This window comes from Paractinoplanes lichenicola, assembly GCF_016785085.1.
In the GTDB taxonomy this organism is placed as follows: Bacteria; Actinomycetota; Actinomycetes; order Mycobacteriales; family Micromonosporaceae; genus Actinoplanes; species Actinoplanes lichenicola.
In genome coordinates this window covers 478,824-501,600 of record NZ_JAENHO010000005.1, presented here as the reverse complement: position 1 = coordinate 501,600, position 22,777 = coordinate 478,824, and the positions used below count along the sequence as shown (strand labels likewise).

General features: G+C 71.3%; 23 protein-coding genes. 13 read left to right on the top strand and 10 right to left on the bottom strand.

The features are described from left to right. Positions 1-21 precede the first annotated feature (21 nt). The 3 genes from JKJ07_RS19840 to JKJ07_RS51780 are packed head-to-tail and all read right to left on the bottom strand — an operon-like array spanning position 22 to position 2,694. Positions 22-684 (bottom strand): response regulator, encoded by a 663-nt coding sequence (locus JKJ07_RS19840; protein ID WP_202993070.1) that lies wholly within the window; start codon positions 682-684, stop codon positions 22-24. After that, positions 685-1,791, bottom strand: coding sequence for a sensor histidine kinase (locus JKJ07_RS51785; protein ID WP_202993069.1), 1,107 nt, complete (start codon positions 1,789-1,791; stop codon positions 685-687). It abuts the gene before it with no gap. Between the two features lie 39 nt (positions 1,792-1,830). Then, positions 1,831-2,694, bottom strand: coding sequence for a bifunctional helix-turn-helix transcriptional regulator/GNAT family N-acetyltransferase (locus JKJ07_RS51780; protein ID WP_307834326.1), 864 nt, complete (start codon positions 2,692-2,694; stop codon positions 1,831-1,833). Between the two features lie 35 nt (positions 2,695-2,729). On the opposite strand from JKJ07_RS51780, the gene JKJ07_RS19825 reads away from it, so the two are divergent. From JKJ07_RS19825 to JKJ07_RS19785, 8 genes are all read left to right on the top strand, one after another. Beyond that, the gene (locus tag JKJ07_RS19825; RefSeq protein WP_202993068.1) at positions 2,730-3,524 is read left to right on the top strand and encodes an SDR family NAD(P)-dependent oxidoreductase; all 795 of its coding nucleotides are present in this window, start codon (positions 2,730-2,732) and stop codon (positions 3,522-3,524) included. 75 nt (positions 3,525-3,599) lie between these two features. Next, positions 3,600-4,880, top strand: a complete 1,281-nt coding sequence (locus tag JKJ07_RS19820; protein ID WP_202993067.1) for a ferredoxin reductase family protein — start codon at positions 3,600-3,602, stop codon at positions 4,878-4,880. Positions 4,881-4,932: 52 nt separating this feature from the next. Further along, the gene (locus tag JKJ07_RS19815) at positions 4,933-5,421 is read left to right on the top strand and encodes a YbaK/EbsC family protein (protein WP_202993066.1); all 489 of its coding nucleotides are present in this window, start codon (positions 4,933-4,935) and stop codon (positions 5,419-5,421) included. Then, positions 5,421-6,080, top strand: coding sequence for a monooxygenase (locus JKJ07_RS19810; protein WP_202993065.1), 660 nt, complete (start codon positions 5,421-5,423; stop codon positions 6,078-6,080). The genes JKJ07_RS19815 and JKJ07_RS19810 overlap by 1 nt, the downstream gene beginning before the upstream one ends. Before the next feature lie 7 nt (positions 6,081-6,087). Then, positions 6,088-6,666 carry a GNAT family N-acetyltransferase gene (locus tag JKJ07_RS19805; RefSeq protein WP_202993064.1) on the top strand — a complete coding sequence of 193 codons (579 nt, stop codon included), beginning with the start codon at positions 6,088-6,090 and terminating at the stop codon, positions 6,664-6,666. After that, positions 6,641-7,564 (top strand): carotenoid biosynthesis protein, encoded by a 924-nt coding sequence (locus JKJ07_RS19800; RefSeq protein ID WP_236029339.1) that lies wholly within the window; start codon positions 6,641-6,643, stop codon positions 7,562-7,564. The genes JKJ07_RS19805 and JKJ07_RS19800 overlap by 26 nt, the downstream gene beginning before the upstream one ends. Continuing rightward, positions 7,561-8,751 carry a glycosyltransferase family 2 protein gene (locus tag JKJ07_RS19790; protein WP_202993063.1) on the top strand — a complete coding sequence of 397 codons (1,191 nt, stop codon included), beginning with the start codon at positions 7,561-7,563 and terminating at the stop codon, positions 8,749-8,751. Before JKJ07_RS19800 ends, JKJ07_RS19790 begins: the two co-directional genes overlap by 4 nt. A gap of 43 nt (positions 8,752-8,794) precedes the next feature. Continuing rightward, on the top strand, positions 8,795-10,225 hold the full coding sequence (locus JKJ07_RS19785) for a phytoene desaturase family protein (RefSeq protein WP_202993062.1): 1,431 nt from the start codon (positions 8,795-8,797) through the stop codon (positions 10,223-10,225). Between the two features lie 89 nt (positions 10,226-10,314). Here the strand turns inward: JKJ07_RS19785 and JKJ07_RS19780 are convergent, their stop codons facing one another. Together JKJ07_RS19780 and JKJ07_RS19775 are read right to left on the bottom strand one after the other, a co-directional pair. Further along, positions 10,315-12,003 carry a substrate-binding domain-containing protein gene (locus JKJ07_RS19780; protein WP_202993061.1) on the bottom strand — a complete coding sequence of 563 codons (1,689 nt, stop codon included), beginning with the start codon at positions 12,001-12,003 and terminating at the stop codon, positions 10,315-10,317. A 206-nt stretch (positions 12,004-12,209) separates the two neighbouring features. Continuing rightward, positions 12,210-12,962 (bottom strand): class I SAM-dependent methyltransferase, encoded by a 753-nt coding sequence (locus tag JKJ07_RS19775; protein ID WP_202993060.1) that lies wholly within the window; start codon positions 12,960-12,962, stop codon positions 12,210-12,212. A 64-nt stretch (positions 12,963-13,026) separates the two neighbouring features. Between JKJ07_RS19775 and JKJ07_RS19770 the strand changes: the two genes are divergently transcribed. Further along, positions 13,027-13,740 carry a maleylpyruvate isomerase family mycothiol-dependent enzyme gene (locus tag JKJ07_RS19770; RefSeq protein ID WP_202993059.1) on the top strand — a complete coding sequence of 238 codons (714 nt, stop codon included), beginning with the start codon at positions 13,027-13,029 and terminating at the stop codon, positions 13,738-13,740. A gap of 70 nt (positions 13,741-13,810) precedes the next feature. Here JKJ07_RS19770 and JKJ07_RS19765 read toward each other — a convergent pair whose 3' ends face one another. Then, positions 13,811-14,734 carry a LysR family transcriptional regulator gene (locus tag JKJ07_RS19765; protein WP_202993322.1) on the bottom strand — a complete coding sequence of 308 codons (924 nt, stop codon included), beginning with the start codon at positions 14,732-14,734 and terminating at the stop codon, positions 13,811-13,813. A gap of 71 nt (positions 14,735-14,805) precedes the next feature. Between JKJ07_RS19765 and JKJ07_RS19760 the strand changes: the two genes are divergently transcribed. The 3 genes from JKJ07_RS19760 to JKJ07_RS19750 are packed head-to-tail and all read left to right on the top strand — an operon-like array spanning position 14,806 to position 18,229. Continuing rightward, positions 14,806-15,534 carry a succinate dehydrogenase cytochrome b subunit gene (locus tag JKJ07_RS19760; protein ID WP_202993058.1) on the top strand — a complete coding sequence of 243 codons (729 nt, stop codon included), beginning with the start codon at positions 14,806-14,808 and terminating at the stop codon, positions 15,532-15,534. A gap of 2 nt (positions 15,535-15,536) precedes the next feature. Beyond that, positions 15,537-17,483 carry a fumarate reductase/succinate dehydrogenase flavoprotein subunit gene (locus tag JKJ07_RS19755; RefSeq protein ID WP_202993057.1) on the top strand — a complete coding sequence of 649 codons (1,947 nt, stop codon included), beginning with the start codon at positions 15,537-15,539 and terminating at the stop codon, positions 17,481-17,483. Continuing rightward, a complete protein-coding gene (locus JKJ07_RS19750) occupies positions 17,483-18,229 on the top strand; it encodes a succinate dehydrogenase/fumarate reductase iron-sulfur subunit (protein WP_202993056.1) in 747 nt (248 codons plus the stop codon). The genes JKJ07_RS19755 and JKJ07_RS19750 overlap by 1 nt, the downstream gene beginning before the upstream one ends. Here JKJ07_RS19750 and JKJ07_RS19745 read toward each other — a convergent pair. Next, positions 18,226-18,831: a TetR/AcrR family transcriptional regulator gene (locus tag JKJ07_RS19745; protein ID WP_202993055.1), complete on the bottom strand. Its 606-nt coding sequence runs from the start codon at positions 18,829-18,831 to the stop codon at positions 18,226-18,228. The two genes, JKJ07_RS19750 and JKJ07_RS19745, sit on opposite strands and share 4 nt — an antisense overlap. A gap of 36 nt (positions 18,832-18,867) precedes the next feature. Between JKJ07_RS19745 and JKJ07_RS19740 the strand changes: the two genes are divergently transcribed. After that, entirely contained in the window at positions 18,868-20,235 is a 1,368-nt protein-coding gene (locus JKJ07_RS19740) for an FAD-dependent monooxygenase (RefSeq protein WP_202993054.1), read from the top strand. Between the two features lie 229 nt (positions 20,236-20,464). Here the strand turns inward: JKJ07_RS19740 and JKJ07_RS19735 are convergent, their stop codons facing one another. From JKJ07_RS19735 to metF, 3 genes are all read right to left on the bottom strand, one after another. Then, a complete protein-coding gene (locus JKJ07_RS19735) occupies positions 20,465-20,932 on the bottom strand; it encodes a MarR family winged helix-turn-helix transcriptional regulator (protein ID WP_202993053.1) in 468 nt (155 codons plus the stop codon). Positions 20,933-21,195: 263 nt separating this feature from the next. Beyond that, the gene (locus tag JKJ07_RS19730) at positions 21,196-21,885 is read right to left on the bottom strand and encodes a CDP-alcohol phosphatidyltransferase family protein (RefSeq protein ID WP_438871421.1); all 690 of its coding nucleotides are present in this window, start codon (positions 21,883-21,885) and stop codon (positions 21,196-21,198) included. Continuing rightward, positions 21,849-22,766 carry a methylenetetrahydrofolate reductase [NAD(P)H] gene (metF, locus tag JKJ07_RS19725; protein WP_202993052.1) on the bottom strand — a complete coding sequence of 306 codons (918 nt, stop codon included), beginning with the start codon at positions 22,764-22,766 and terminating at the stop codon, positions 21,849-21,851. Before metF ends, JKJ07_RS19730 begins: the two co-directional genes overlap by 37 nt. Between the last annotated feature and the right edge of the window lie 11 nt (positions 22,767-22,777).

The following is a 22,777-nucleotide window of genomic DNA, read 5'->3' as shown; positions in this document are numbered from 1 at the left end:
GAACCGGCCGGAGGAACGAGGCTAGACCCGGCCTGAAGTACGGCCCGTCTCGTACGCCCACATCGCGATCTCCACCCTGTTCCGCACCACCAGCTTGGCCATCAGGCTCGTCACGTGGGTCTTGACCGTGCTCAGGCTGATGTGCAGCTCGGCCGCGATCTCCGCGTTGGTCCACCCCCGCGCGACCGCCACCAGCACCTCCTCCTCGCGGTCGGTGAGGGCGTCGATCGGCTGGACCGGTGGCCCGGCCGGGCCCGTGTCGGCGAACGCCTTGAGCAGCCGTGTCGTGATGCTCGGGGCGATCAGCGCGTCCCCGCGGGCGGCGGCGTGCACGGCCTGGCTCAGCAGGTCGGTGCCCGCGTCCTTGAGCAGGAAGCCGCGGGCGCCCGCGCGCAGCGCCGAGTAGACGTATTCGTCGAGGTCGAACGTGGTGATGACGACGACCGCGAGCGGGTCGGTGACGGCCGGGCCGGCCAGGCGGCGGGTGGCCTCGATGCCGTCCATGCCGGGCATGCGGATGTCGAACAGGCACACGTCGGGCTGCAGGCGCTGGGCCAGCTCGACGGCCCGCCGCCCGTCGCCGGCCTCCCCCACCACCTGGATGTCGGGCTCGGCGTTGAGGATCATGGTGAGGCCGGTGCGCACGATCTCCTGGTCATCCGCGACGACCACGCGAATGCTCATCTAGGCGGCCACTCCGGTGCGGGGCAGCGCGGCGGTGACCGTCCAGCCGCGGCCGGGCGCGGGGCCGGCCTCGCACGTGCCGCCGAGCAGGCCCGCGCGTTCGCTCATGCCGACCAGCCCGAACCCCGGCGACCCGCCCCCGTGCGCGCCGAGCCCGTCGTCGTTGACCTGCAGGCGGACGAAACCGTCGTCGGCGGTCACCCGCACCTCGATCCGCGTGGCCTGGCGGGCGTGCCGCCGGGCGTTGGTCACCGATTCCTGGGCGAGCCGATAGATGGCCGTGCCGACCGTGGCCGGGACGTCGTCGAGGTCGCCGGCCAGCTCGACCTCGACGACCGGGCCGGTCGGCGACCGCCCGGCGAGGCGGGGCAGCTCGGTCAGGCCGGGGCTGGGCTCGAGGTCGGCCTCCTGGGCGTGGCGCAGGGCCCGCACCATCGTGCGCATCTCGGCCAGGGCGCTCTTGGCCTCGGCCTCGATGAGCCGCAGCGCGTCGACCGCGGCCTCGGGCCGGCGCTGGGCCACCGCGATGCCGGCCTGGGCCCGGATGGCCATCGCCGAGACGTGGTGGGCCACGGTGTCGTGCAGGTCGCGGGCCAGCCGTTCGCGTTCGCGCAGCTTGGCCTCGCCGAGCCGGCGGTCGAGCAGCCGCGCGCGATAGCGGAACGTGGTGGCCAGCGCGAACGCCGCGATCATGGCGACGAACCCGAGGAGCATGTCGGACGCGGTGATCTCGCCGATGACGGCCGAGGCCACGATCTTGGCCAGGATCAGCGCGCCGCCGATCACCGACTCGCGGCCGGAGCCCCAGCGGAACAGCGCGTACGGAAGGATCAGCAGGTACGCCAGCGAGCCGTTCTCGGGCTGGGGCAGCCACACGAAGCACGTCACGAAGGCGATCACGACCACGACCAGCGGGTGGGTGCGCCGCCAGAGCACGGTCGGGGCCAGCAGCAGCCCGAGGATCAGGCCGGGATACGCCCGAGTCAGCACACCCTCGAGCACGGTGGCCACGACGATGACGCCCAGGAGCACCCAGTCGCGCCAGACGCGGACGGGCGCGCCGGGAAACCGGGGATCCCGCCACACCGAGCGGAGAAGCTCGCGCACGCCCCGATCGTACGAAGGATGCGGCCGAACCGGACCGGCCTAAAGTACTAGTCCTTTCTCGAAGGAGAGCTGGTTGTACGGCGAGGCGTCGTAGGACGGAATCTCGCGATAGCCGGCCCGGCGGTAGAGGGCGATCGCCTCGGTCAGCGCGGTGTGGGTGCCCAGCCGCAGCGTGGTGACGCCGTGGGCGGCCGCGTCCTGTTCGAGCTCGCGCAGCAGCCGCGCGCCCAGCCCGTAGCCGCGGGCGGCCGGGCTCACCCAGAGATGGCGGATCTCGGCGAACGAGCCCGACAAAATCCACAAACCACACCCGACCGGCCTGCCCTCCTCACGGGCCAGCAGCATGGTCCCGGAAGCCAGCGTCCCCGGCGCGGTCAGAGCGGCCGGGTCATAGCCCTCGGGAAAGCGAAGACCCAGTTCCTTCCCGTACGCGGTGAGGCAGCCCCGCACATCGGGATCGTCATCGGGCACCGCGTCCACCGTCACCGCGGCCAGGCGCAGCAGCCGCCGGACCCGCCCCTGCGCCTCGATCAACTGCTCCCGCTGTGCTGCCGTCAGCGGCCCGAGCAGCGCGGCGACGCTCTCCCGCGACCGGGCTTCCAGATCGTCCCGTTCGCGCCGCCCGGCCTCGGTCAGGGTGGCGATGCGCACGCGGCCGTCGGCGGGGCTGGGGCCGACCGTGACCAGCCCCTGGCCGCCGAGCGAGCGCAGCAGCCGGCTCAGGTAGCCCGAGTCGAGCCCCAGCCGGGTCCGCAGCGTGCGCAGGTCGGCCCCGGCGCCGATCTCGAACAGCAGGCGCGCCTCGCCGAGCGGCCGGCCCTGCCCCAGGTAATGATCGGTGAGGACGCCGAGACGTCGCGTGTAGTACCGGTTGAAGTCCCGCACCTGTTCGATCTGATCCACAATCTCTGACCTTAGTCAGAGAAAAGGAGGACCGCATGCCCCGGACCATCGTGATCACCGGCGCGAGCTCCGGGGTCGGCCTGGCCGCAGCCGAGCAGCTCGCCGCCGCCGGGCACGAGGTCGCGCTGGTCGGCCGCACGCCCGAGCGCCTGGCGGCGGCCGCCCGCAGGGTCCGGGACGCGCAGACGTTCCGGGCCGACTTCGAGGACCTCGACCAGGTACGCGATCTGGCCGCCCGGCTGCGGGAGGCGTACCCGAAGATCGACGTGCTGGCCAACAACGCGGGCGGCATGGTCGAGCACTACCGGCGTACGAAGGACGGTTTCGAGGCGACGATCCAGGGCAACCACCTGGCCTCGTTCCTGCTCACGCATCTGCTGCGCGACCGGCTGAGCGGCGGCACGGTGATCGGCACGGCCTCGCGGGCCCACATGCGCGGCGCCCCCGACCCGGCCGATCTCGTGGGCGACCCGGCCCGGTGGAGCTCGTTCCCGGCCTACGGCGCGGCCAAGGCGGCCAACATCCTGTTCGCGGCGGAGGCCGCCCGGCGCTGGCCCGAGATCACCAGCGTCTCGTTCCACCCCGGCGTGGTGCGCACCAACTTCGGGGCGGGCAAGGTCACCCGGTTCTTCTACAAGTACGCGCCCTTCCTGGTCACGCCGGAGAAGGCCGGCGCGTTGCTGACCTGGCTGGCGACCAACGATCACCTGGTCGATGGGGCCTACTACGTCGGGCACGAGGTCAAGACGCCCGCCCGGCACGCCGCCGACCCGGCCCTCGCGGCGCGGCTGTGGGACGCGAGTGCCGAGGCCACCGGCGTACGGGAATAACCGAAAACCGGGAAAGCGAGGGGTTGTCAACACAACCCTGCCGCCGGGGCCTGCGGAAACGTACGGTCTCGGCTCGTGCGGAAAGCCGCGGCCCTCTCCTTGCTCGTCGTCACAGCACTGTGGACGGCGGGCCTGGGCGACGCGCCCGGCGGAGTGGCCGCGTGGGGACGGCTGGCCGCGCTGTGGTCGGCCGACCTGCTGCTGCTCCAGGTCGTGCTGATGGCCCGCATCCCGTGGATCGAGCGGGCGTACGGCCAGGACACGCTGGCCCGCTGGCACCGGTGGACCGGCTTCGCCTCGTTCCAGCTGCTGCTGGCGCACGTCGGGCTCGCCGTCATCGCGTACGGGAAAAGAGAGCCCTGGCCGCAGCTGATCACCGAACCCGGGATGCCCTGGGCCCTGGCCGCGCTGGCCGCGTTGATCCTGGTCGTGGTCACGTCGGCGCGGCTGGTGCGCCGGCGGATGCGTTACGAGTCGTGGCATCTGCTGCACCTGTACGCCTACCTGGGCGTCGGGCTGGCCCTGCCGCACATGCTGCTGCTGGGCAGTGACTTCCGCTCGCCGCTCGCCCGCGCGTACTGGTGGAGCCTGTACGTCGTGGCCGCGGGCTCGGCGCTCGTCTTCCGGCTCGGCCTGCCGGTGTGGCGCACGCTGCGGCACCGGCTCATCGTCGAGCACGTCGACCCCGAGGCGCCCGGCCTGGTGTCGGTCTATCTGAGCGGGCGGCGTCTCGACCGGCTTCCCGTACGGGCGGGTCAGTTCTTCGTGTGGCGTTTCCTCGACGGCCGGGGATCGCTGCGCGGCAACCCGTTCTCGCTGTCCGGCCCGCCGCGCAGCGACGCGTTGCGGATCACGGTCAAGGTCGTGGGCGACGGCAGCTCGCGGGTGGCGGCGCTGCGGCCCGGCACCCGGGTGCTGATCGAGGGCCCGTACGGGCGGATGACCGCGGCCACCTATGCGGGCGGGCCGGTGACCATGCTGGCCTGCGGGGTCGGGGTGACGCCGCTGCTGGCGCTGCTGTGGGACCTCCCGTACGCCCCCGGCCAGGCCACGCTCGTCTATCGCACCCGCCATCCGCACGAGGTGGCGTTCCTGAGCGAGCTCGAGTGGCTGGCCGAGCACCGCGGGGTGCGGCTGGTGCCGCTGGTCGGGCCGCGCGCCGAGGCCGGGTCGTGGCTGCCCGCCGAGTACGCGGACCACGACGACGCCGGCGCCCTACGCGTCCTGTCGCCCGACATCGCCGGTCACGACGTGTACGTCTGCGGGCCCGACGCCTGGGCCGCCTCGGTGTTCCGGGCCGCCCGCGCGGTCGGCGTGCCCCCGGCCCGCCTGCACCGGGAACGGTTCGGGTGGTGAGAACGGGCCTCCCGCTCGCGCCGGCAACGGGCCAAGCGGGGAGAATGGGCTGGTGAGAGAACACCCCAACGTCATCGCCGTGCAGGACGCCCTGGAGGCCGCGGGCGCGCGCACCGCCGACGACGCGCCGTCCCTGGTGATCATCCTGGACGCGGCCGCGCACACCGCGGCGGCCGCCGCCGAGGCCCTGTGCATCGAGGTGGGCCAGATCGCCAACTCGCTGATCTTCGACGCCGACGGGGAGCCGCTGCTCGTGCTCACGTCGGGCGCGCACCGGGTCGACACGGCCAAGGTCGCGGCGTCGCTGGGCGTGGCCAGGCTCAAGCGGGCCACCCCCGAGTTCGTCCGCGAGCACACCGGGCAGGCGATCGGCGGGGTGGCGCCGCTGGGACACCCCAAGCCCGTACGGACCCTGGTCGACACGGCGCTGGAGCGGTATCGCGACGTCTGGGCGGCGGGCGGCGTGCCGCAGGCGGTGTTTCCGATCACGTACGCCGAGCTGGTTCGCGTCACCGACGGCACCCCCGCCGACGTGGCCTGATGCCGGTCACCCTGCACGTCTGGCGGGTGCCGCGACGGCGGATCGGGGCGGCGATGTTCCGGATCGCGTTCCCGGGCGTACGGGGAATGCGGTTTGCGAAGTTTGTGGGCACCTCGCGGGGGTTCCTGCCGCAAGACGCCGATCTGACACGGTATGCAGCTCTTACTGTCAGCGACGCCCCGGTTCGCGTGGACAAATGGGACAGATTGGCGATCGCGTCGGCCCGGGTCGAGCTGGAGCCGCTGCTCAGTCGTGGCGCCTGGTCGGGCCAGGAACCCTTCCATCCGGATAAATCGGACGTTGCGCACGATGGCATGGTGCTGGCGCTGACCCGGGCCCGGCTCCGGCCGGCAAAGATGATCACGTTCTATCGGGCCGTCCCGGCGGTGGCGGCCGAAGTCGATCAAGCACCCGGGCTGCTGGCCCATCTCGGCATCGGCGAGGCCCCGATCGGCTACCAGGGCACGATCAGCCTGTGGCGCAATGCGGCGGACCTGGCCCGATTCGCGTACCGTCAGCCGGAGCATCGGGCGGTGATCGCGCGGACACCGGCCGATCGGTGGTATGCCGAGGAGCTTTTCGCCCGGTTCGCGGTGCGTGAGATCAGCGGTGACCGGGCGGTGCTCGGGTGGGTAGCGGCTGGGGACAAAGGGGCGTGACTCGACGATGAGGCTCGTGGCTTGGCAGCCCGACGATCTGCTGCGGCGGCTCGACGACGTGGTGAGCGTCTACGGCGAGGCGATGGGTTATCGCCAGGAGCTGCTGCAGACCCGCCGCGGTTACATCGGCGCCCACGTGCGCCGGGCCGGTTTCCGGGCGGTCGCCACCCTGACCACCGACGGGCGGCTGGCCGGCTTCGGCTACGGCTACACCTCCGGCCCCGGCCAGTGGTGGCACGACCAGGTGCGCGCGAGCCTGCCCGACCCCGAGCGGCTGCGCTGGCTGAGCAACTGCTTCGAGGTCGTCGAGCTGCACGTGCGGCCCGCGGCCCAGGGTCACGGCGTCGGCGCCCGGCAGCTGCGCGCCCTGCTGGCCATGGCCGACGGCGAGACCGTGCTGCTCTCGACCCCCGAGGCCGACGAGCAGAAGTCGCGGGCGTGGCGGCTCTACCGCCGGTTCGGCTTCAGCGACGTGCTGCGCCAGTTCATGTTCCCCGGCGACGAGCGCGCTTTCGCGATCCTCGGCCGTGACCTGCCGCTCGTGGAGCGCCCGGCCGAGGATGCACCGGGCATTGTCGGTCTCTAGAGTCACGCCCTGGGGCCTGCTCGGGCTCCTGATCCTCGCGCAGATCTGCTACCCGCTCACGTCGGGCGACACCCGGGCCGCGTTCACCGTGGCCACGGTCGTGCTGGGCTATCTGCTGTCGGTCTCGCACGCCTATTTCACCCGCGGCCCCCGTACGGCCCTCGCGCTGGTCGGCACGGCCACGCTGGGCGGCTTCGCGGTCGAGGCGCTCGGCGTGGCCACGAGTTTCCCGTTCGGCACGTACGACTACTCCGGCCAGCTCGGCCCGAAGGTGCTCGGCGTCCCGCTGATCATCCCGCTGGCCTGGACGTGGATGGCCTGGCCGGCCTGGCTGGCCGCGCAACGGCTGCCGCTCACCCGGTGGGCCCGCGTCGCCGTGGCCGCCTTCGGCCTGGCCGCCTGGGACGTCTTCCTCGACCCGCAGATGGTGGCCGAGGGCTATTGGCGCTGGGTCTCCCCCACTCCGGCGCTGCCCGGCATCCCCGGCATCCCGATCAGCAACTACCTCGGCTGGCTGGGCTTCGCCGTGGTCCTGATGACCGCCCTGGACTACCTGGTCCGCAAGAACGCCCCAGTCCGCAAGAACGCCCCAGTCCGCAAGAACGCCCCAGTCCGCAAGATCGCCTCCGCCAAGATCGTTGATGTTGCTGTTCAGCCATCCCAAACCCCCGCCCACCACGGGGAGACGGCTGAGGACACTACCCGGTGTCAAGCCGGGGATACGGGGTTATCCACAGGCGATGACGTGCCAATCATCGTGCTCTGGATTTGGACGTACGCTTCCTCAGTGCTCGCCCACGCCGTCTTCCTCGACCTGCCCGCCTCGGCGGTGTGGGGCGGCGTGCTGATGGGCGCGGCCGTGCTTCCGCTCCTGCCCCACCTGCGGCGCCGGCCATGAAGTGGCTCGCGCTGCTGCCCTGGGTCGCCCTGACCGCGCACACCGCCGTGAACGCGCTCCTCCTCCGCCGCCTGCCCCGCGCCGCCAAAAGCCACGCCACTGAGAGCAGCGCCGCCGGGAACAGCCTCGTCGGGAACCGCGCCGCCGAGGCTCGCGCCACCGGAAATCGCGCGGCCGGGAACAGCCCCACCGAGCGGGTCGCGGTTCTGCTTCCCGTGCGCAATGAGGCCGAGCGCGTCGGCCCCTGCCTCGAGTCGCTGCTCGCGCAGCGTGGCGTCGAGCATCTGACGATCTACGTGCTCGACGACGGCTCGACCGACGGAACCGCCGACGTAGTCCGGTCCGTAGCCGGCGACAAGGTAGAGCTGCTCACCGGCGAGCCCCTCCCGCCGGGCTGGCTGGGCAAGCCGCATGCCTGCGACCAGCTGGCCCGAGCCGCCGCCGACGCCACCGTCCTGTCCTATATAGACGCCGATGTCATACTGAATCAGGACGCGATCGCCTCCGCCGTGTCCGAGTTGCGCCGGATCGAGGCCGACCTGCTCTCGCCCTACCCCAGGATCACCGGCGCCGGCCGTCTGGTTCAGCCGCTGCTGCAATGGTCGTGGCTGACGTTCCTCCCGCTGCGGGCCATGGAACGCTCCCCCCGCCCCTCCCTGGCCGCGGCCGGCGGTCAGTGGCTGGTGATCGACGCGGCGGCCTACCGTGCGGCGGGCGGCCACGCCTCCGTGCGCACCGAGATCCTCGAGGACATCGCCCTGGCCCGCGCGGTCAAACGGGCCGGCGGCCGGATCGCGCTGGCCGACGGCTCCCCCATGGCGACCTGCCGCATGTACGACTCGTGGCCCGAGCTCACCGCCGGCTACGCCAAGTCGCTCTGGGCGTCCTTCGGCTCGGCGGCCGGCGCGAGCGCCGTCGTGGTCATGCTCCTTTCCCTGTACGTTGTCCCGCCGCTCGCGGCCGCAGTCCTCGCCGCGGCCGGGGAGTTCGAGTGGGCGGGTGTCGCCCTGACCGCGTACGGGCTGGGGGTGCTGGGCCGGGTCGTGGCCGCCGCGGCGACCGGGGCCCGCGCCTGGCCGGACGCGCCGGCCCACCCGGTCTCGGTCGCGCTGTTCGCCTGGCTGGTGACCCGCTCGTTCCGCCTGCGCCGCCGCGGCGCCCTGACCTGGCGCGGACGGCCGGTATGAGCCACCACATCGCATCGACTGGCCAGACCAGCAGGCGGCCCGCATGAGCCGGATCGTCGTGATCGGGGCCGGGGTCGGCGGGCTGACCGCGGCCGTCCGGCTGGCCCGGGGCGGGCACGCGGTGACGGTGTTCGAGCAATCGGACCGGCTGGGCGGCAAGCTCGGCGTCTACGAGCGGGACGGCTTCCGCTTCGACACCGGGCCCAGCCTGCTGACGCTGCCGCAGGTCTTCACCGAGGCCGAGCTCGAGCCGGTGCCGCTCGACCCGGTGGTGCGGCACGTCTTCCCCGACGGCACGGTGCTCGACTCCTCGCCGGTGCACTCCGAGTTCCTCGACCGCATCGGGGACGCGCTGGGTGCGGAGGCGGCGCACGACTGGGACAGGTTCTGGCGCCGGGCCCGGCGCATCTGGGAGGCGTCCTGGCGCTCGGTGCTGCGTAAACCGGTCACTGCCGCGTCGCTGGCGGCGCTGTCGTGGCGGGTCGGCGACCTGGCCGCGATCGCCCCGGGCCGCTCGCTGCGGTCGCTGGGCCGGCACTATCTGCGCGACCCGCGGCTGCGGATGATGCTCGACCGGTACGCGACTTACACGGGCGCCGATCCGCGGCGGGCGCCGGCCGCGCTGGCCGCGGTGCCGTACGCCGAGCTGGCGTTCGGGGGCTGGTATCTGCCGGGCGGGCTGGGCACGATCGCGACCGCGCTGGCGTCGGGCTGCGCCGGGGCCGGGGTGCGGATCGTGCTCGGCCAGGCCGTCGAGCGGATCGAGACGGCGGACGGGCGGGTCACCGGCGTCCGGCTGGCCGACGGCTCGCACGAGCCGGCCGACGAGGTTGTGTCGAATGTGGACGCGCTGACGGTCTATCGCGACCTGCTGCCCGAGCCAAGGCGGCTGACCGGGCTCACCGATCGCAGCCTGGCCGGGTTCGTGCTGCTGCTGGGCGTGCGTGGCGAGACCCCGGAGCTGGCCCATCACACGGTGTTCTTCCCGTCCTATTACGACGCCGAGTTCGACGCGATCTTCGGTTCGGCGTCGCGGCGGGCCCGGCCGGCGAGCGACCCGACCGTGTTCGTCACCCGGGCCCCCGATCCGAGCGTGCGTCCGGCGGGCGCCGAGGCTTGGTTCGTGCTGGTGAACGCGCCGCGGCACGGCACCGGGTGGCGGGCCGTCGACTGGCGGCGCGCGGGGCTGGCCGAGGCGTACGGGGATCTGGTGCTCGACGTGCTGGCCCGGCGCGGCCTGGACGTGCGGGATCGGCTGCTCTTCCGGGAGACGCGCACGCCGGCCGACCTGGCCGCGGCGACGGGCGCGCCGGGCGGGGCGATCTACGGCACCGCGGGCGGGCTGATGCGGCCGGTCAACCACGGTCCGGTGGCCGGGCTGCACCTGGTCGGCGGGTCGGTGCACCCGGGCGGCGGCCTGCCCATGGTCACCCTGTCGGCCCAGATCATCGCCGACAGGATCGGCCCGGCCTAGCCCCCGAGCCGGCCCGGCCCGGCCCCGCGTGACAGGTCAGCGCGAGGCGTGGGCCGGCACGTCAGGTCAGCGTGGGCCGGCGCGTCGGGTCAGCGCGGGGCGTGGGCCGCCAGGAACGCCTTGGCGATGGCGGAGGACAGGTCGGCCGGGTTGGTGGCCGGGAACGCCTTGCCGCCCGTGGCCGCCGACATGTCGTCGAGGGCCTTCATGTCGACGTCGGGGCCGTAGCCCACCGCGATGATCGGGACGGGGCGGCTCGGGTCCTGCTCGCCGGCCAGCTTGGCCATGAACTGGGCCTGCGTCATCTTGAACGTGGACTCGCCGTCCTCGCCGTCGGTCAGCACCACGACCAGCGTGACCGTGCCGGGCGCGACCTTGTCGCGCATCTCGGCGATGCCGTCGAGCACGGTCTGATAGAGCGGGGTGCCCGAGTTGTCGGCCGCCCGATAGTTGTTCATCGCCTTGACCAGCGCGTCGCGGCGGGTCTTGGCCCCGTCGAGCTGCTCGGTGATCGGTCCGAAGGGGACGACCTCCTGGTGGGCCGGGCTGGTCGGGGTGGGCTGCCCGAAATACCACATGCCGACGGTGGTGTCCTCGGCGAACAGGTCCGCGGCGAAGCGGCCGGACTCGCGGAGCAGGGCGGCGCGGGTGACCGTGCGGCCGCCGGGCGCCTGGATCTTCTGGTTCATCGAGCCGGACGCGTCGATCAGCAGCAGCACCTGGGTCGCGAGCGACTTGTATTCGCTCCACATGGTGGCCGGGGCGATCAGGCCGGCGGGCTGCTCCGGCAGCGGCAGCGCGTTCGGGACGGGCAGCGGGCGGAAGCCGGCCTTGATCAGCGACGAGCGGGTGATCGCGGCCCGCAGCTTCGCGGTCAGCTCGGTGTCCTGGTTGTTCTTGGCCACCGCGAACGGGTAGTCGGCCTGAACCATGCCGTCGGCCGGGTACGCGCCCTTGAGCCGTACGGTGTGCTTGCCGCGCTGATAGTTCTTGAGCTGCTGCTCGACGAGCGGGAAGACGCCGACGTCGTAGACCACGCTGTTGGTGTTCCACTGCTCGGTGATCTTGGCGATCAGCTTGGCCGGGTCGGCCGCGGCCTCCTTGAGCCGGCTGCGCAGGGTCAGCGCGCGCAGCTGGGCGATGCCGCTGTCGGGTGTGGTGCGGGCCATGGCCGCGTTGACGCCGTAGACCGAGAGCAGGCCGACCGTGCTGGTCTGGGCGTCGGGCATGGTCATGGAGACGACCTTGCCGGTGGCGACGGCGCTGGTGAGCTGGGCCCACGAGGTGCGGCCGCCCTGGCCGAGCGAGTCGGCGAGGGATTCCGGGGCGGCCAGCATGATCGGCGAATACGCCATCGGCTGGCCCTGCGCGGTGAACGCGGCGCCCCCGGCGTTGGCGATGCCCAGCCAGGCGCTGCTGGAGGGGATCCAGATGTCGGGCTTGGCGGCGGCCGAGGCCGTGATGCCGGGCTCCTCGGCGACGACCGCGATCGGGTCGCACGGGTCGGCCGCGTCGTCGTCGAGCGTCTTGGCCGCGGCCTGCACCGCCGGCGCGATCTCGGGGGCGGCGACCACCCGCAGCTTGACCCCGGGGCAGGCGGCCGGGGTGGAGGGCCGGGCGGTCGGCGCGGTGTTCGAGGTCGGGGCGGGCTCGCGGGTGTACATCCACCAGGTGGTGCCGCCCGCGACGGCGACCAGCAGCAGCACGATCGCGGCGGCCAGCAGCACCCGGCCGGCGCCACCACCGGGCGGGCCGTGGTGGGTCACAGGCTCGTCCATCGGCGACTGATTGCGTCCCGTCAGATCCGACATCGCACCCACCTCTCCTTCGACCCGGACGCGCCCGGCGACCCGGTCAGCCTCTCCGACCTTGATCGCAACATCGAGCGGTCTCTCTGCAACGTGAGCGAATAGTAATCACATCTCGGCGGCCGACAACCGCCCGGCCCCTATTGGCACATTGCCGATAGACACCCCGTGACCGATCACCTACCCTGCGGCCGCGCCACCGCGATCACGATCAATTCCCCATCTTCACCTGTGCCAACAGGCTCCTTGGCCCAGCCGCCGTAGATCCGGTCGACGTCGAACCCGGCCGCCTCGACCGTTGTCCTGATCTCACTTTCGGACCGAAAACGTAGCGTGGCCGTGCTCGTCAGCTCGTCACCCTCCGTGAACAGGTAATGCCGGGTGAAGGTGACTACCCCCTCGACCTCGGAATTCACCTCCGTCCATGTCTCGATCCGGTCGCCGCCGGGCCGGACCACGGTGCGACGTGAGTCGACGGGATTCCAGCGGAGCCACCGGCGGTCGGCCGGGTCGCGACTGTCGAAGATCAACCGGCCGCCCTCGACGAGCGACCGGCGCAGCGCCCGCAAGGTCGACAACCACTGCTCGTCACTGACGAGGAACTGCGCGACGTGACTTGTGAGTAACACCGCATCGAACGCCCGCGCCGGGAGCACCTCGGCCGAGCCCTCGATCCAGGTCACCTGCTCGGCGCCCGGCTTGCGGCGGGCGGCGTCGAGCGAGGCGCGCGCGGGATCGACCCCGGTGACCTCGTGACCGGCCTTCGCCATCGCGATCGCGAGCCGGCCGGTGCCGCAGCCGAAGTCGAGCACGCGGGGCGCGTTGCGCTCGGCCAGCAACGCCATGAACAGGTCGTCGTCGTAGCCCCAGACGAACTCGGCGTCGTAGATCTCGACCAGGCGCGGATCCTCGAACTCACCATGATGCACAGCGACGATGCTAAGTCCGGTTTCCGGTACGCAACTGCACACAGCTGCTGGATAGGCTCTCGGCATGGGCTGGCTGGCACCGGAGAGATACGCGGCGGAGCTCGAGGCGGAGTCGGGCCGGCTGGGCGCCGCGGCGACCGGTCCGGCGCCCGGCGCGATCGTGCCCACCTGTCCCGAGTGGACGGTGCGCGACCTGGTCACGCACGTCGGCACGGGCCACCGCTACGCCACCGAGGTCATCACGACCGGGGCGCCGGTGGAGTATCGCCGGATCGAGGCGCCGTCCGAACCGGACGAGTGGACGTCGTGGCTGCTCGGCGGCGCGCGGGGGTTGAACGCGGCCGTATTCGAGCGGGGCTTCGGCGCCGAGGTGTGGACGTGGCACCCGCGGCATCAGACGACCGGGTTCTGGCTCCGGCGCATGGTGCACGACCTGGTGGTGCACCGCTTCGACGCCGACCCGTCGGGTGAGCTGGCGCCCGATCTGGCGGCCGACGGCGTGGCCGACTTCCTGCTGACCTTCGAGGCGGTCGGCACGGGCCTCACCGGGGAGGGCGAGACGCTGCGCTTCCGGGCCACCGATGTGCCGCGAAGTTGGCACGTCACGCTGACGACCAGCGGCATCACGTGGACCGAGGACGATCAACCGGCCGACGTCACGGTCACGGCGCCGGTGCTGAGCCTGCTGCTGGCGCTCAACCGGCGACTGCCCGCCCCGGAGGCGATCGAGGGGGACGCCGGGCTCTGGGAGCGCTGGCGAGCGGGCACCCGGTTCTGACGGGACCCGATTCGGGGGCCCCTCGGGAGTTTGTCGCGCCCGAGGACGCGTACGGGGAAACGGTTTTGATCTAAAGAGGACGCACGCCGAGGGGAAGCTCCTGGGTGGCGACGTGGTGGAGCAGGGTCTCGCGCAGGGCCTGAGCGGCGTGCGGCAGCACCGAGCGGGTGCGGTGGGCCAGCGCGATGGTGCGACGCATGCCGGGCGGGGCCAGCGGAGTGGCCCGCAGCAAAGGACGGTTGGCCAGCACCATGCTCGGCACGAGGGCGACGCCCAGGCCGGCCTCGACGAAGGCCAGCACGGCGTCCATCTCGCCGCCCTCGACGGCGAACTTCGGGGTGAAGCCGGCCTTCTCGCAGGCCTCGAGCGTGACGCCACGAATGTCGTAGCCGGCGCGGAACATGACCAGCGGGGTGTGCTCGAGCTCGGAGAGGGCGATCTGCGCGTGCGGCGTGGGCGGCGGGCCGTCGGCCACCGAGGCCACGACCAGGCTCTCGCGCAGCACGGGGGTGGTGTGGAGCGAGTCGTCGACGCCCTCCTCGGGCTGCACGATCAGGGCCAGGTCGAGCGTGTGGGCCTGCAGGTTCTCGATCAGGTCCTGCGAGCCGCCCTCGTTGACGTAGAGCTGGATGTCGGGGTGGGCCGCGCGGAAGGTGCGCAGCACCTCGGGCACGAGCGACGAGCACAGGCTGGGGGTGGCGCCGAGCCGCACCTCGCCGCGACGCAGGCCGACGATGTCGGCGACCGCCTCCTGGGCCGCGTCGGCGTCGGCGACCATGCGCTGGGCGAGCGGCAGCAGGGTCTGGCCGGCCGCCGTGAGGGTCACACCGCCACGAATCCGCTCGAACAGGGGCGCGCCGAGGGTGGCTTCCAGCGTGTGAATTTGCTTACTGAGAGTCGGCTGGGAGACGCCCAGAATGTCCGCCGCTTGGGTGAAATGTCGTGTCTGTTCGACTGCTAGGAAGTAACGAAGCTGCTGGAGCTGCACGTCGATAGCTTATCTCTATGGTTACTGCGTCGATCATGCATTAGACGAATCGCACACAGCTTCCTACCGTCCAGAGTGTGGCGGTAGATACTTCGACCCGGAAGTCGGCGGCGGCAGCGCCCGCTCCGGGCAAACCAGTTCGGCGGCGCTCGTCGGTCGCCCTCAAGATCTTCATGGCGGTGACCGGCTTCCTGCTGGTCGCCTTCCTCTACGTACACATGATCGGCAACCTGAAGATCTTCTTCGGCGAGGAGACCTTCGACCACTACGCGCACTGGCTGCGCAGCATCGGCACCCCGCTGCTGCCGGAGGCGTGGTACCTCTACATCCAGCGCACCGTGCTGACCGTGGCGGTGATCGGGCACATCGTGGCAGCGGTGATCCTGACCCGCCGGGCCCGCCAGGCGCGCCCGGTCAAATACGCGCACCGGCCCAAGGTGCAGGGCAGCTACGCGGCCCGCACGATGCGCTGGGGCGGCGTGATCGTCCTGCTCTTCGTGATCTACCACATCCTCGACCTGACCACGCTCACGCTGAACCCGCACGGCGTCACCGGTGAGGTGTATCGCAACGTGGCGGAGGACTTCGCCCCGTCCCGCTGGTACGTGACGCTGTTCTACACGCTGTCGATCGTGGCGGTCGGCTTCCACCTGCGGCACGGCCTGTGGAGCGCCGTCCGCACGCTCGGCCTGCAGAGCCCGCGCGGCGAGGTCTACGCCCGCGCGACGGCCCTGGTGCTGTCGGTGGTGCTGGTCGTCGGGTACCTGTCGGTGCCGTTCGCGGTTCTGGTCGGATTGGTGGACTGAAAATGGCTGACTTCTGGAACGACGGCGACCCGATCGCCGACACCGCGGCCCCCGAGGGCCCGATCGAGAACCGCTGGGAGAAGCGCAAGTTCTCGGCCAAGCTGGTCAACCCGGCCAACCGCCGCAAGCTGACGGTGATCGTGGTCGGCACCGGCCTGGCCGGCGGCTCCGCGGCGGCGACGCTGGCCGAGGCGGGCTATCACGTCAAGTCGTACTGCTATCAGGACAGCCCGCGGCGGGCCCACTCGATCGCCGCGCAGGGTGGCATCAACGCGGCCAAGAACTACCGCAACGACGGCGACTCGATCTACCGCCTGTTCTACGACACCGTCAAGGGCGGCGACTTCCGGGCCCGCGAGTCCAACGTGTACCGCCTGGCCACGGTCTCGGTGAACATCATCGACCAGTGCGTCGCGCAGGGTGTGCCGTTCGCCCGCGAATACGGCGGCCTGCTCGACAACCGCTCGTTCGGCGGCACCCAGGTGTCCCGCACGTTCTATGCCCGGGGGCAAACGGGTCAGCAGCTGCTGCTCGGCGCCTACCAGGCCATGGAGCGGCAGATCGGCCTGGGCAACATCGAGATGAACAGCCGGCACGAGATGCTCGAGCTGATCATCGTCGAGGGCAAGGCGCGTGGCATCGTGGTGCGCGACATGGTCACCGGCGAGATCACCACCGAGATGGCCGACGCCGTCGTGCTCGCCTCGGGCGGCTACGGCAACGTCTTCTTCCTCTCGACCAACGCCAAGGGCTGCAACGTCACGGCGTCGTGGCGGGCGCACCGCAAGGGCGCGCTGTTCGCGAACCCGTGCTACACGCAGATCCACCCGACGTGCATTCCCGAGTCCGGTACGCACCAGAGCAAGCTCACGCTGATGAGCGAGTCGCTGCGCAACGACGGCCGGGTGTGGGTGCCGAAGTCGGCTTCGGATTGCCAGAAGCCCGCATCGGATATTCCGGAAGAAGACCGCGATTACTACCTTGAACGGATTTATCCGTCGTTCGGTAACCTCGTACCACGTGACATCGCCTCGCGGGCCGCGAAGAACGTCTGCGACGAGGGCCGGGGCGTGGGGCCGGGCGGTCTGGGTGTCTACCTCGACTTCGCCGACGCCATCAAGCGCCTCGGGAAGAAGGCCGTAGAAGCCAAGTACGGCAACCTGTTCGAGATGTATCAGCGCATCACCGGCGAGGACCCTTATTCCGTTCCTATGCGGATTTATCCGGCCGTGCACTACACGATGGGCGGCCTCTGGGTCGACTACGACCTGCAGTCGACCATCCCGGGCCTGTTCGTGGTGGGTGAGGCCAACTTCTCCGACCACGGCGCCAACCGGCTCGGCGCGTCCGCGCTGATGCAGGGCCTGGGCGACGGCTACTTCGTGCTGCCCACGACGCTGGGCAACTATTTGGCCAGTGGCCCGTACGAGAAAATCGGCGCGGACCACGAGGAAGTGGTCGCGGCGCGCAAGCAGGTCGAGGACCGCATCGCCAAGCTCCTGTCGATCAACGGCGACCGTACGGTCGACAGCTTCCACCGCGAGCTCGGCCACATCATGTGGGAGTACTGCGGCATGGAGCGCACCGAGGAGGGCCTGACCAAGGCCATCGGGCTCATCCGCTCGCTCAAGGAGGAGTTCTGGCAGCGCGTCAAGGTGCCCGGCACCGGCGAGCAGCTCAACCAGAACCTGGAGAAGGCCGGCCGTGTCGCCGACTTCTTCGAGCTGGGCGAGCTGATGTGCATCGACGCCCTGCACCGCCGCGAGTCCTGCGGCGGCCACTTCCGCGCCGAGTCGCAGACCCCCGACGGCGAGGCCCTGCGCCACGACGACGAGTTCAGCTACGTCGCGGCCTGGGAGTACGCCACCGGCGAGAGCGCGAAGCCGACCCTGCACAAGGAACAGCTCGAATTCGAGTACGTCCACCCGAGCACCCGGAGCTACAAGTAATGGATATCCAGGTCCGCGTGTGGCGTCAGCAGGACTCGTCCGACAAAGGCCGGATGGAGTCCTACGACGTCAAGGACATCTCCCCCGACGCCAGCTTCCTCGAGATGCTCGATGTGCTGAACGAGAAGCTGATCCTCGACGGCGACGACCCGATCGCCTTCGACCACGACTGCCGCGAGGGCATCTGCGGCGCGTGCAGCATGGTGATCGACGGCGTGGCGCACGGCCCCGAGAAGGCCACCACCGCCTGCCAGCTGCACATGCGCCACTTCAAGGACGGCGACAAGATCGACGTGGAGCCGTGGCGGGCCGCCGCGTTCCCGGTGATCAAGGACCTGGTCGTCAACCGCGGCAACCTCGACAAGATCATCGCGGCCGGCGGCTACATCACCGCCCCGACCGGCGCCGCCCCCGAGGCGCATGCCACCCCGGTGCCCAAGAAGGACGCCGACCTGGCGTTCGAGGCGGCCACCTGCATCGGCTGCGGCGCCTGCGTGGCGGCCTGCCCGAACGGCTCGGCGATGCTGTTCACCGCGGCCAAGGTCGCGCACCTCGGCCTGATGCCGCAGGGCCAGCCGGAGCGTGACACCCGCGTGCTCGACATGCTGCAGGCCCAGGACGACGCGGGCTTCGGCGGCTGCACCAACATGGGCGAGTGCTCGCAGGTCTGCCCCAAGGGCATTCCGCTCACCCTGATCGGCCGCCTGAACAGCGACTACCGCAAGGCGCTGCGCAAGCAGCTCTAGGTTTGCTCATCGGGGCCGGTCGCTGTTTCCTGGCGGCCGGCCCCGATCCCGTTGTGGATGAACGTCGTCAGCGTCTCGATCGCCTCGTCGTCGTGTGGTGGGTGATTCGCGGCGAATGCCGACACCAGCGTGGTGAAGATCGAAGCCAGCACGTACGGATCCCCGTGCGGATCGACCTTGGCGATGTGCTGCGCGATGTGCCCCAGGTCGGGCTCCATCATCTGCCGCGACCGCTCGGCGAACCCCTCGTCGACGATGGCCGCCTGCCGCAGCGCGTCCATGACCGCGCGGTGCCGCCGGTAGAAGTTCCAGTACGCCGCCACGTGATAGCGCACCGCTTCCCGATCCCGGAAGTCGTCGCTGTGCTCCGCCGACGCAGCCGACTCGTCCCCCTCGGCCAGCAGGTCCTGCAGCAACGCCTCGAGCAGCTGCTCCTTTCCCGCGAAGTGCTTGTAGAACGACCCGGTCGCCCGCCCCGCCTCCGCCGTGATGTCAGTGATCTTGGCGTTGAGATAGCCGGCCCGCTCGAACACCCGCACCGCGGCCGCCTTCAGCTCCGCCTCGGTCTGCGCCGCCTGCTGCCTGCGAATACCCGTCACCACTTGACGGAGATTATCAGCCCCCCGTACGGTGAATCTATGTTCACTGAATCTGGATTCACCCTCATTGTCGGCGCCGGCCCGACCGGCCTCACCCTGGCCCGCGTCCTCCAGCGCCACGGCGTCCCGTTCCGCATCGTCGAGCAGTCGCCGACACCACCCGACGGCTCCCGAGGCAAAGGCATCCAGCCCCGTACGCAGGAGGTCCTCGACGACCTGGGCCTGCTCCCCGCGTTTCGCTCCGTCGGCCGCGACTACCCCGCGCTGCTGATCCACCTGCCCGACGGCGGCGAGATGACGCAACGCATGGACGAACTGCACGACCCGACACCCGCCGTGCCGTACCCCAACATGCTGATGCACCCGCAGTGGCGCACGTCCGCGCTGCTGGCCGAGGGAATCCCGGTCGAATACGGCGTCAGCGTCGTCTCCCTGACCGACGACGACGTCACTCTCTCCACCGGCGAGACGGTCACCCCGCGCTACATAGTCGGCTGCGACGGCGGCCGCAGCACCATCCGCAAGGCCCTCGACATCCCCTTCGAAGGCGACTCGTTCCCGACCGAGCAGTTGATTGTTGCCGACGTCCAGGTGCCCGGCCTCTCCCGCGACCACTGGCACATCTGGCCCGGCGCAGACCAGCGCTCCATGCGCCTGGCCCTGTGCCCCATGCCCGGCACCGACACGTTCCAGCTCACGGCGCCACCCTCAGACCTGTCGCTGTCGTCGCTCGTCGCCTCGGTGGGTCTTTCCCTGGCCGCCGTCGGCTGGCAGTCCCTGTACCGGGCGAACATCCGCATGGTCTCGCGTTACCGAGCCGGCAAGTACTTCCTGGCCGGCGACGCCGCCCACGTCCACTCCCCCGCCGGCGGCCAAGGTCTCAACACCGGCATCCAGGACGCCTACAACCTGGGCTGGAAGCTGGCCTACGAGGGCTTGCTCGACACGTACGAGGAGGAACGCCTGCCGGTCGCCGCCGGGGTCCTGGGCATCAGCACAAAGCTGCACCGCCGCGCTGTTTCCGCTACCGACGACGCCCTCCGCCGCGATGACCCGGTGCTGCGGCAACTCTCCCTGAACTACCGCGGCAGCTCCCTCTCCGCCGAACACCGCCCCCACCCCGGCCGCGTCCAGGCGGGCGACCGCGCTCCCGGGCCGCTGCTCGATCTGCTGCACGGGCCGCACTTCACGCTGCTGGCCTTCCACTGGACCGGCCCGCTGCCCGCCCTGCCCCCGGACTGCCACGTCCACCACGTCACCGACCCTTCCGCGGCCAGCACCTACGACGCCCAAAAGCCCACACTTTTCCTCGTACGCCCGGACAACTACATCGCCTGCGCCACCCACAACGCCGACGACGTCACCAACTACCTGGACGCCATCCGCACCCCGTCCACCCAGCTTTAGCCCGCCCGGTTCACAACACAGCCGCGGCCCCCGGACGGGCCCGCTCCGGAACGCCTGCCGTCGGCGCGCCAGTCGACCGCTTCCTGGCCCGCGGGTAGAACTCGACGACGCTCGCCCCCGTCGGGGAGGGCAACGTCGGAGGCGGAAGCCGGCCGGGGCGCGCAGCCAGGCGGCCGGCACGGCCGAGTCGGTGCAGGTCAGCGCCGGAGGGGCCGTGAAGGCGCACCGGTCAGCGGCCGCGCGCCCGGCGTACGGGCTGCGGGCCTTGATCGCGGGTGGTGTCGGCCAGCAGGCCGAGGGCCTCGACGAACGCGGTCCGGGCGGCGTCCGGCAGGCTGCTCAACGCGTCGGCGTGCACTTCGTCGACGATGCGTTGGCCCTCCTCGGCGGCCAGGCGACCCTTTTCGGTGACGGCGATGATGCGGGCTCGGCGGTCCGTGGTCGAGGGACGGCGTTCGGCCAGGCCGCGGCTTTCCAGGTCGTCGACCGTGCTGACCATGGTGGTTTTGTCCATGTCGGCCAGGGCGGCCAGTTGGATCTGGGTTCGCTCCTCTTCGAGCGCATGCACCAGCACGCACTGCATGCGCGGCGTCAAGTCGATGCCGGCCAGGGCTGCAGCGAGGCGGTTGGTGAGGGCGTGGCCGGCCATGTTGAGCAGGCCGGTGACGTCGCGCTCGGTGCGTTCGGGGGCGGACATGAGTCCAGCCTAACTCGGATTATCCGGTAGCGGATGATCCGGGGCCGGGACGGTCGGCGGACCTGCCCCCGTGTCGGCCCGCCGCCCGGCCCGGCGGCTCCGATGTGGACAACCGTACGATCCGCGTCGGCTTCCTTACAACCGATTAACGATCACGCAGGAGCGACCAGGAGCGGCCGGCCCCGTTGGTGATCCTGCCTCTGCTGAGCACCCTGATGTTCCGGACGTTGCACGAGCCCCGGAGCATCCGCACGATGGCGCGGTCATGAGGAGGTTCGCAGCGCCCGCCCGATAGCGACCGCGAGCTGAACACCCGCCACCAGCGCCAGCCCCAGCCAGACCGCGGTAGCAACAGTGATCGCGACCGGCACCAGTGCCGCCGCCAGCAGCCCGAAGATGGCGACCAGCACCCGCGTAGGCCGTTCGGCCACGGTCACGACGCCGATCTCGGACATGCCGGCCGCCGTGGCGCGGGCCCGCGCATACTCCTGCAGCCAGGACGCCGCCCCGGCCGTCACCACCAGCCAACCGGGCGCGCCGGCCAGCCAGAAGGCGATCAGCCAGGCCAGCTCGCCGAGCCGGTCGGCGACCGAGTCGTAGACGTAGCCCAGCTTGGTGGTGCGCCCGGTGATCACGGCGACCGCGCCGTCCAGCCCGTCGGCCAGCGCCGCCACCAGCACCAGCACCGCCGCCAGCAGCGCGCCCCACCGCCCCAGCAGCACGGCCGCGGGCACGGTGGCGCAGATCAGCAGCCCCGCGGTGGTCACGGTCATCGGGCCGACCCGGTGCCGGCCCAGCCACGAGCCCACCCCGTACGCGATGCGCACCCACCCCCGTACGAGGAAGGAAGCTCGCCGTGGATCGAAGCCGCCGTGCAGCCCGGACCACGCCGTGGCGTAGTCGTCCCAGAGCACGGTCAGGCGGCCGCGGGCAGGGGCGCCAGCAGTTGCCACACCTCGCGCGTCGCCGTCGACCGGTTGAGCGTGATGAAGTGGATGCCCGGCACGCCCTCGTCGATCAGTTTGGCGCACATCTCGGCGCACACTTCGACCCCGAGTTCCCGTACGGCGGCCTCGTCGTTCGCCACCTTCTCGAAGCGAGCGAGCAGGGCCGGCGGGAACGGCGCCCCGGAGAGCTGGGACGAGCGCTCGATCGTGGCCATCCGGGTCACCGGCATCACGCCGGGCAGGATCGGCGTGTCGCAACCCGTGGCCGCGACCCGGTCGCGCAGGCGCAGATACTCGTCGGCCTCGAAGAACATCTGCGTGATCGCAAAATCGGCCCCGGCCCGGCATTTGCGGACGAAATTCGCGGTGTCGCTCTCGACGTCGGCCGAGCGGGGGTGTTTGTACGGGAAGGCGGCCACGCCGACGCTGAAGTCGCCCGACTCCTTGACCAGCCGGACCAGATCCTCCGCGTAGAGCACTCCGTCGGCGTGCTGCACCCACTCACCCATCGGGTCGCCGGGCGGGTCGCCACGCACCGCGAGCACGTTGCGGATGCCCGCCCCGGCCAGCCGGCCGATCACGTTGCGCAGCTCGGCCACCGAGTGGTTGACCGCGGTCAGGTGGGCCATGGGCAGCAGCGTGGTCTCGGTCGCGACCCGCTCGGTGACGGCGACCGTGGTGTCGCGCGTGGTGCCGCCCGCGCCGTACGTGATCGACACGAAGCTCGGCCGCAGCGGCTCGAGCTCGCGGATCGCCCGCCACAGCAGCCGCTCGCCCTCGGGGGTCTTGGGCGGGAAGAACTCGAACGAGAACGTCGGGACGGACCCCCGGACGAGCTCACCGATCGCCGGTGTCGCGGGGAGACGAGAGGGAAGTCCGAGAGCCACACCGTCACTCT

Excerpts from the sequence above, each read along its gene's own strand:
- JKJ07_RS19770 (WP_202993059.1), top strand. The coding sequence starts at position 13,027 with ATGGGCTGGCTGGCACCGGAGAGATACGCGGCGGAGCTCGAGGCGGAG.
- JKJ07_RS19825 (WP_202993068.1), top strand. The coding sequence starts at position 2,730 with ATGCCCCGGACCATCGTGATCACCGGCGCGAGCTCCGGGGTCGGCCTG.
- JKJ07_RS19755 (WP_202993057.1), top strand. The coding sequence starts at position 15,537 with ATGGCTGACTTCTGGAACGACGGCGACCCGATCGCCGACACCGCGGCC.
- JKJ07_RS19810 (WP_202993065.1), top strand. The coding sequence starts at position 5,421 with ATGCCGGTCACCCTGCACGTCTGGCGGGTGCCGCGACGGCGGATCGGG.
- JKJ07_RS19735 (WP_202993053.1), bottom strand. The coding sequence starts at position 20,932 with ATGTCCGCCCCCGAACGCACCGAGCGCGACGTCACCGGCCTGCTCAAC.
- JKJ07_RS19800 (WP_236029339.1), top strand. The coding sequence starts at position 6,641 with ATGCACCGGGCATTGTCGGTCTCTAGAGTCACGCCCTGGGGCCTGCTC.
- JKJ07_RS19805 (WP_202993064.1), top strand. The coding sequence starts at position 6,088 with ATGAGGCTCGTGGCTTGGCAGCCCGACGATCTGCTGCGGCGGCTCGAC.
- JKJ07_RS19790 (WP_202993063.1), top strand. The coding sequence starts at position 7,561 with ATGAAGTGGCTCGCGCTGCTGCCCTGGGTCGCCCTGACCGCGCACACC.
- JKJ07_RS19780 (WP_202993061.1), bottom strand. The coding sequence starts at position 12,003 with ATGGACGAGCCTGTGACCCACCACGGCCCGCCCGGTGGTGGCGCCGGC.
- JKJ07_RS19740 (WP_202993054.1), top strand. The coding sequence starts at position 18,868 with ATGTTCACTGAATCTGGATTCACCCTCATTGTCGGCGCCGGCCCGACC.
- JKJ07_RS19785 (WP_202993062.1), top strand. The coding sequence starts at position 8,795 with ATGAGCCGGATCGTCGTGATCGGGGCCGGGGTCGGCGGGCTGACCGCG.
- JKJ07_RS19750 (WP_202993056.1), top strand. The coding sequence starts at position 17,483 with ATGGATATCCAGGTCCGCGTGTGGCGTCAGCAGGACTCGTCCGACAAA.
- JKJ07_RS19840 (WP_202993070.1), bottom strand. The coding sequence starts at position 684 with ATGAGCATTCGCGTGGTCGTCGCGGATGACCAGGAGATCGTGCGCACC.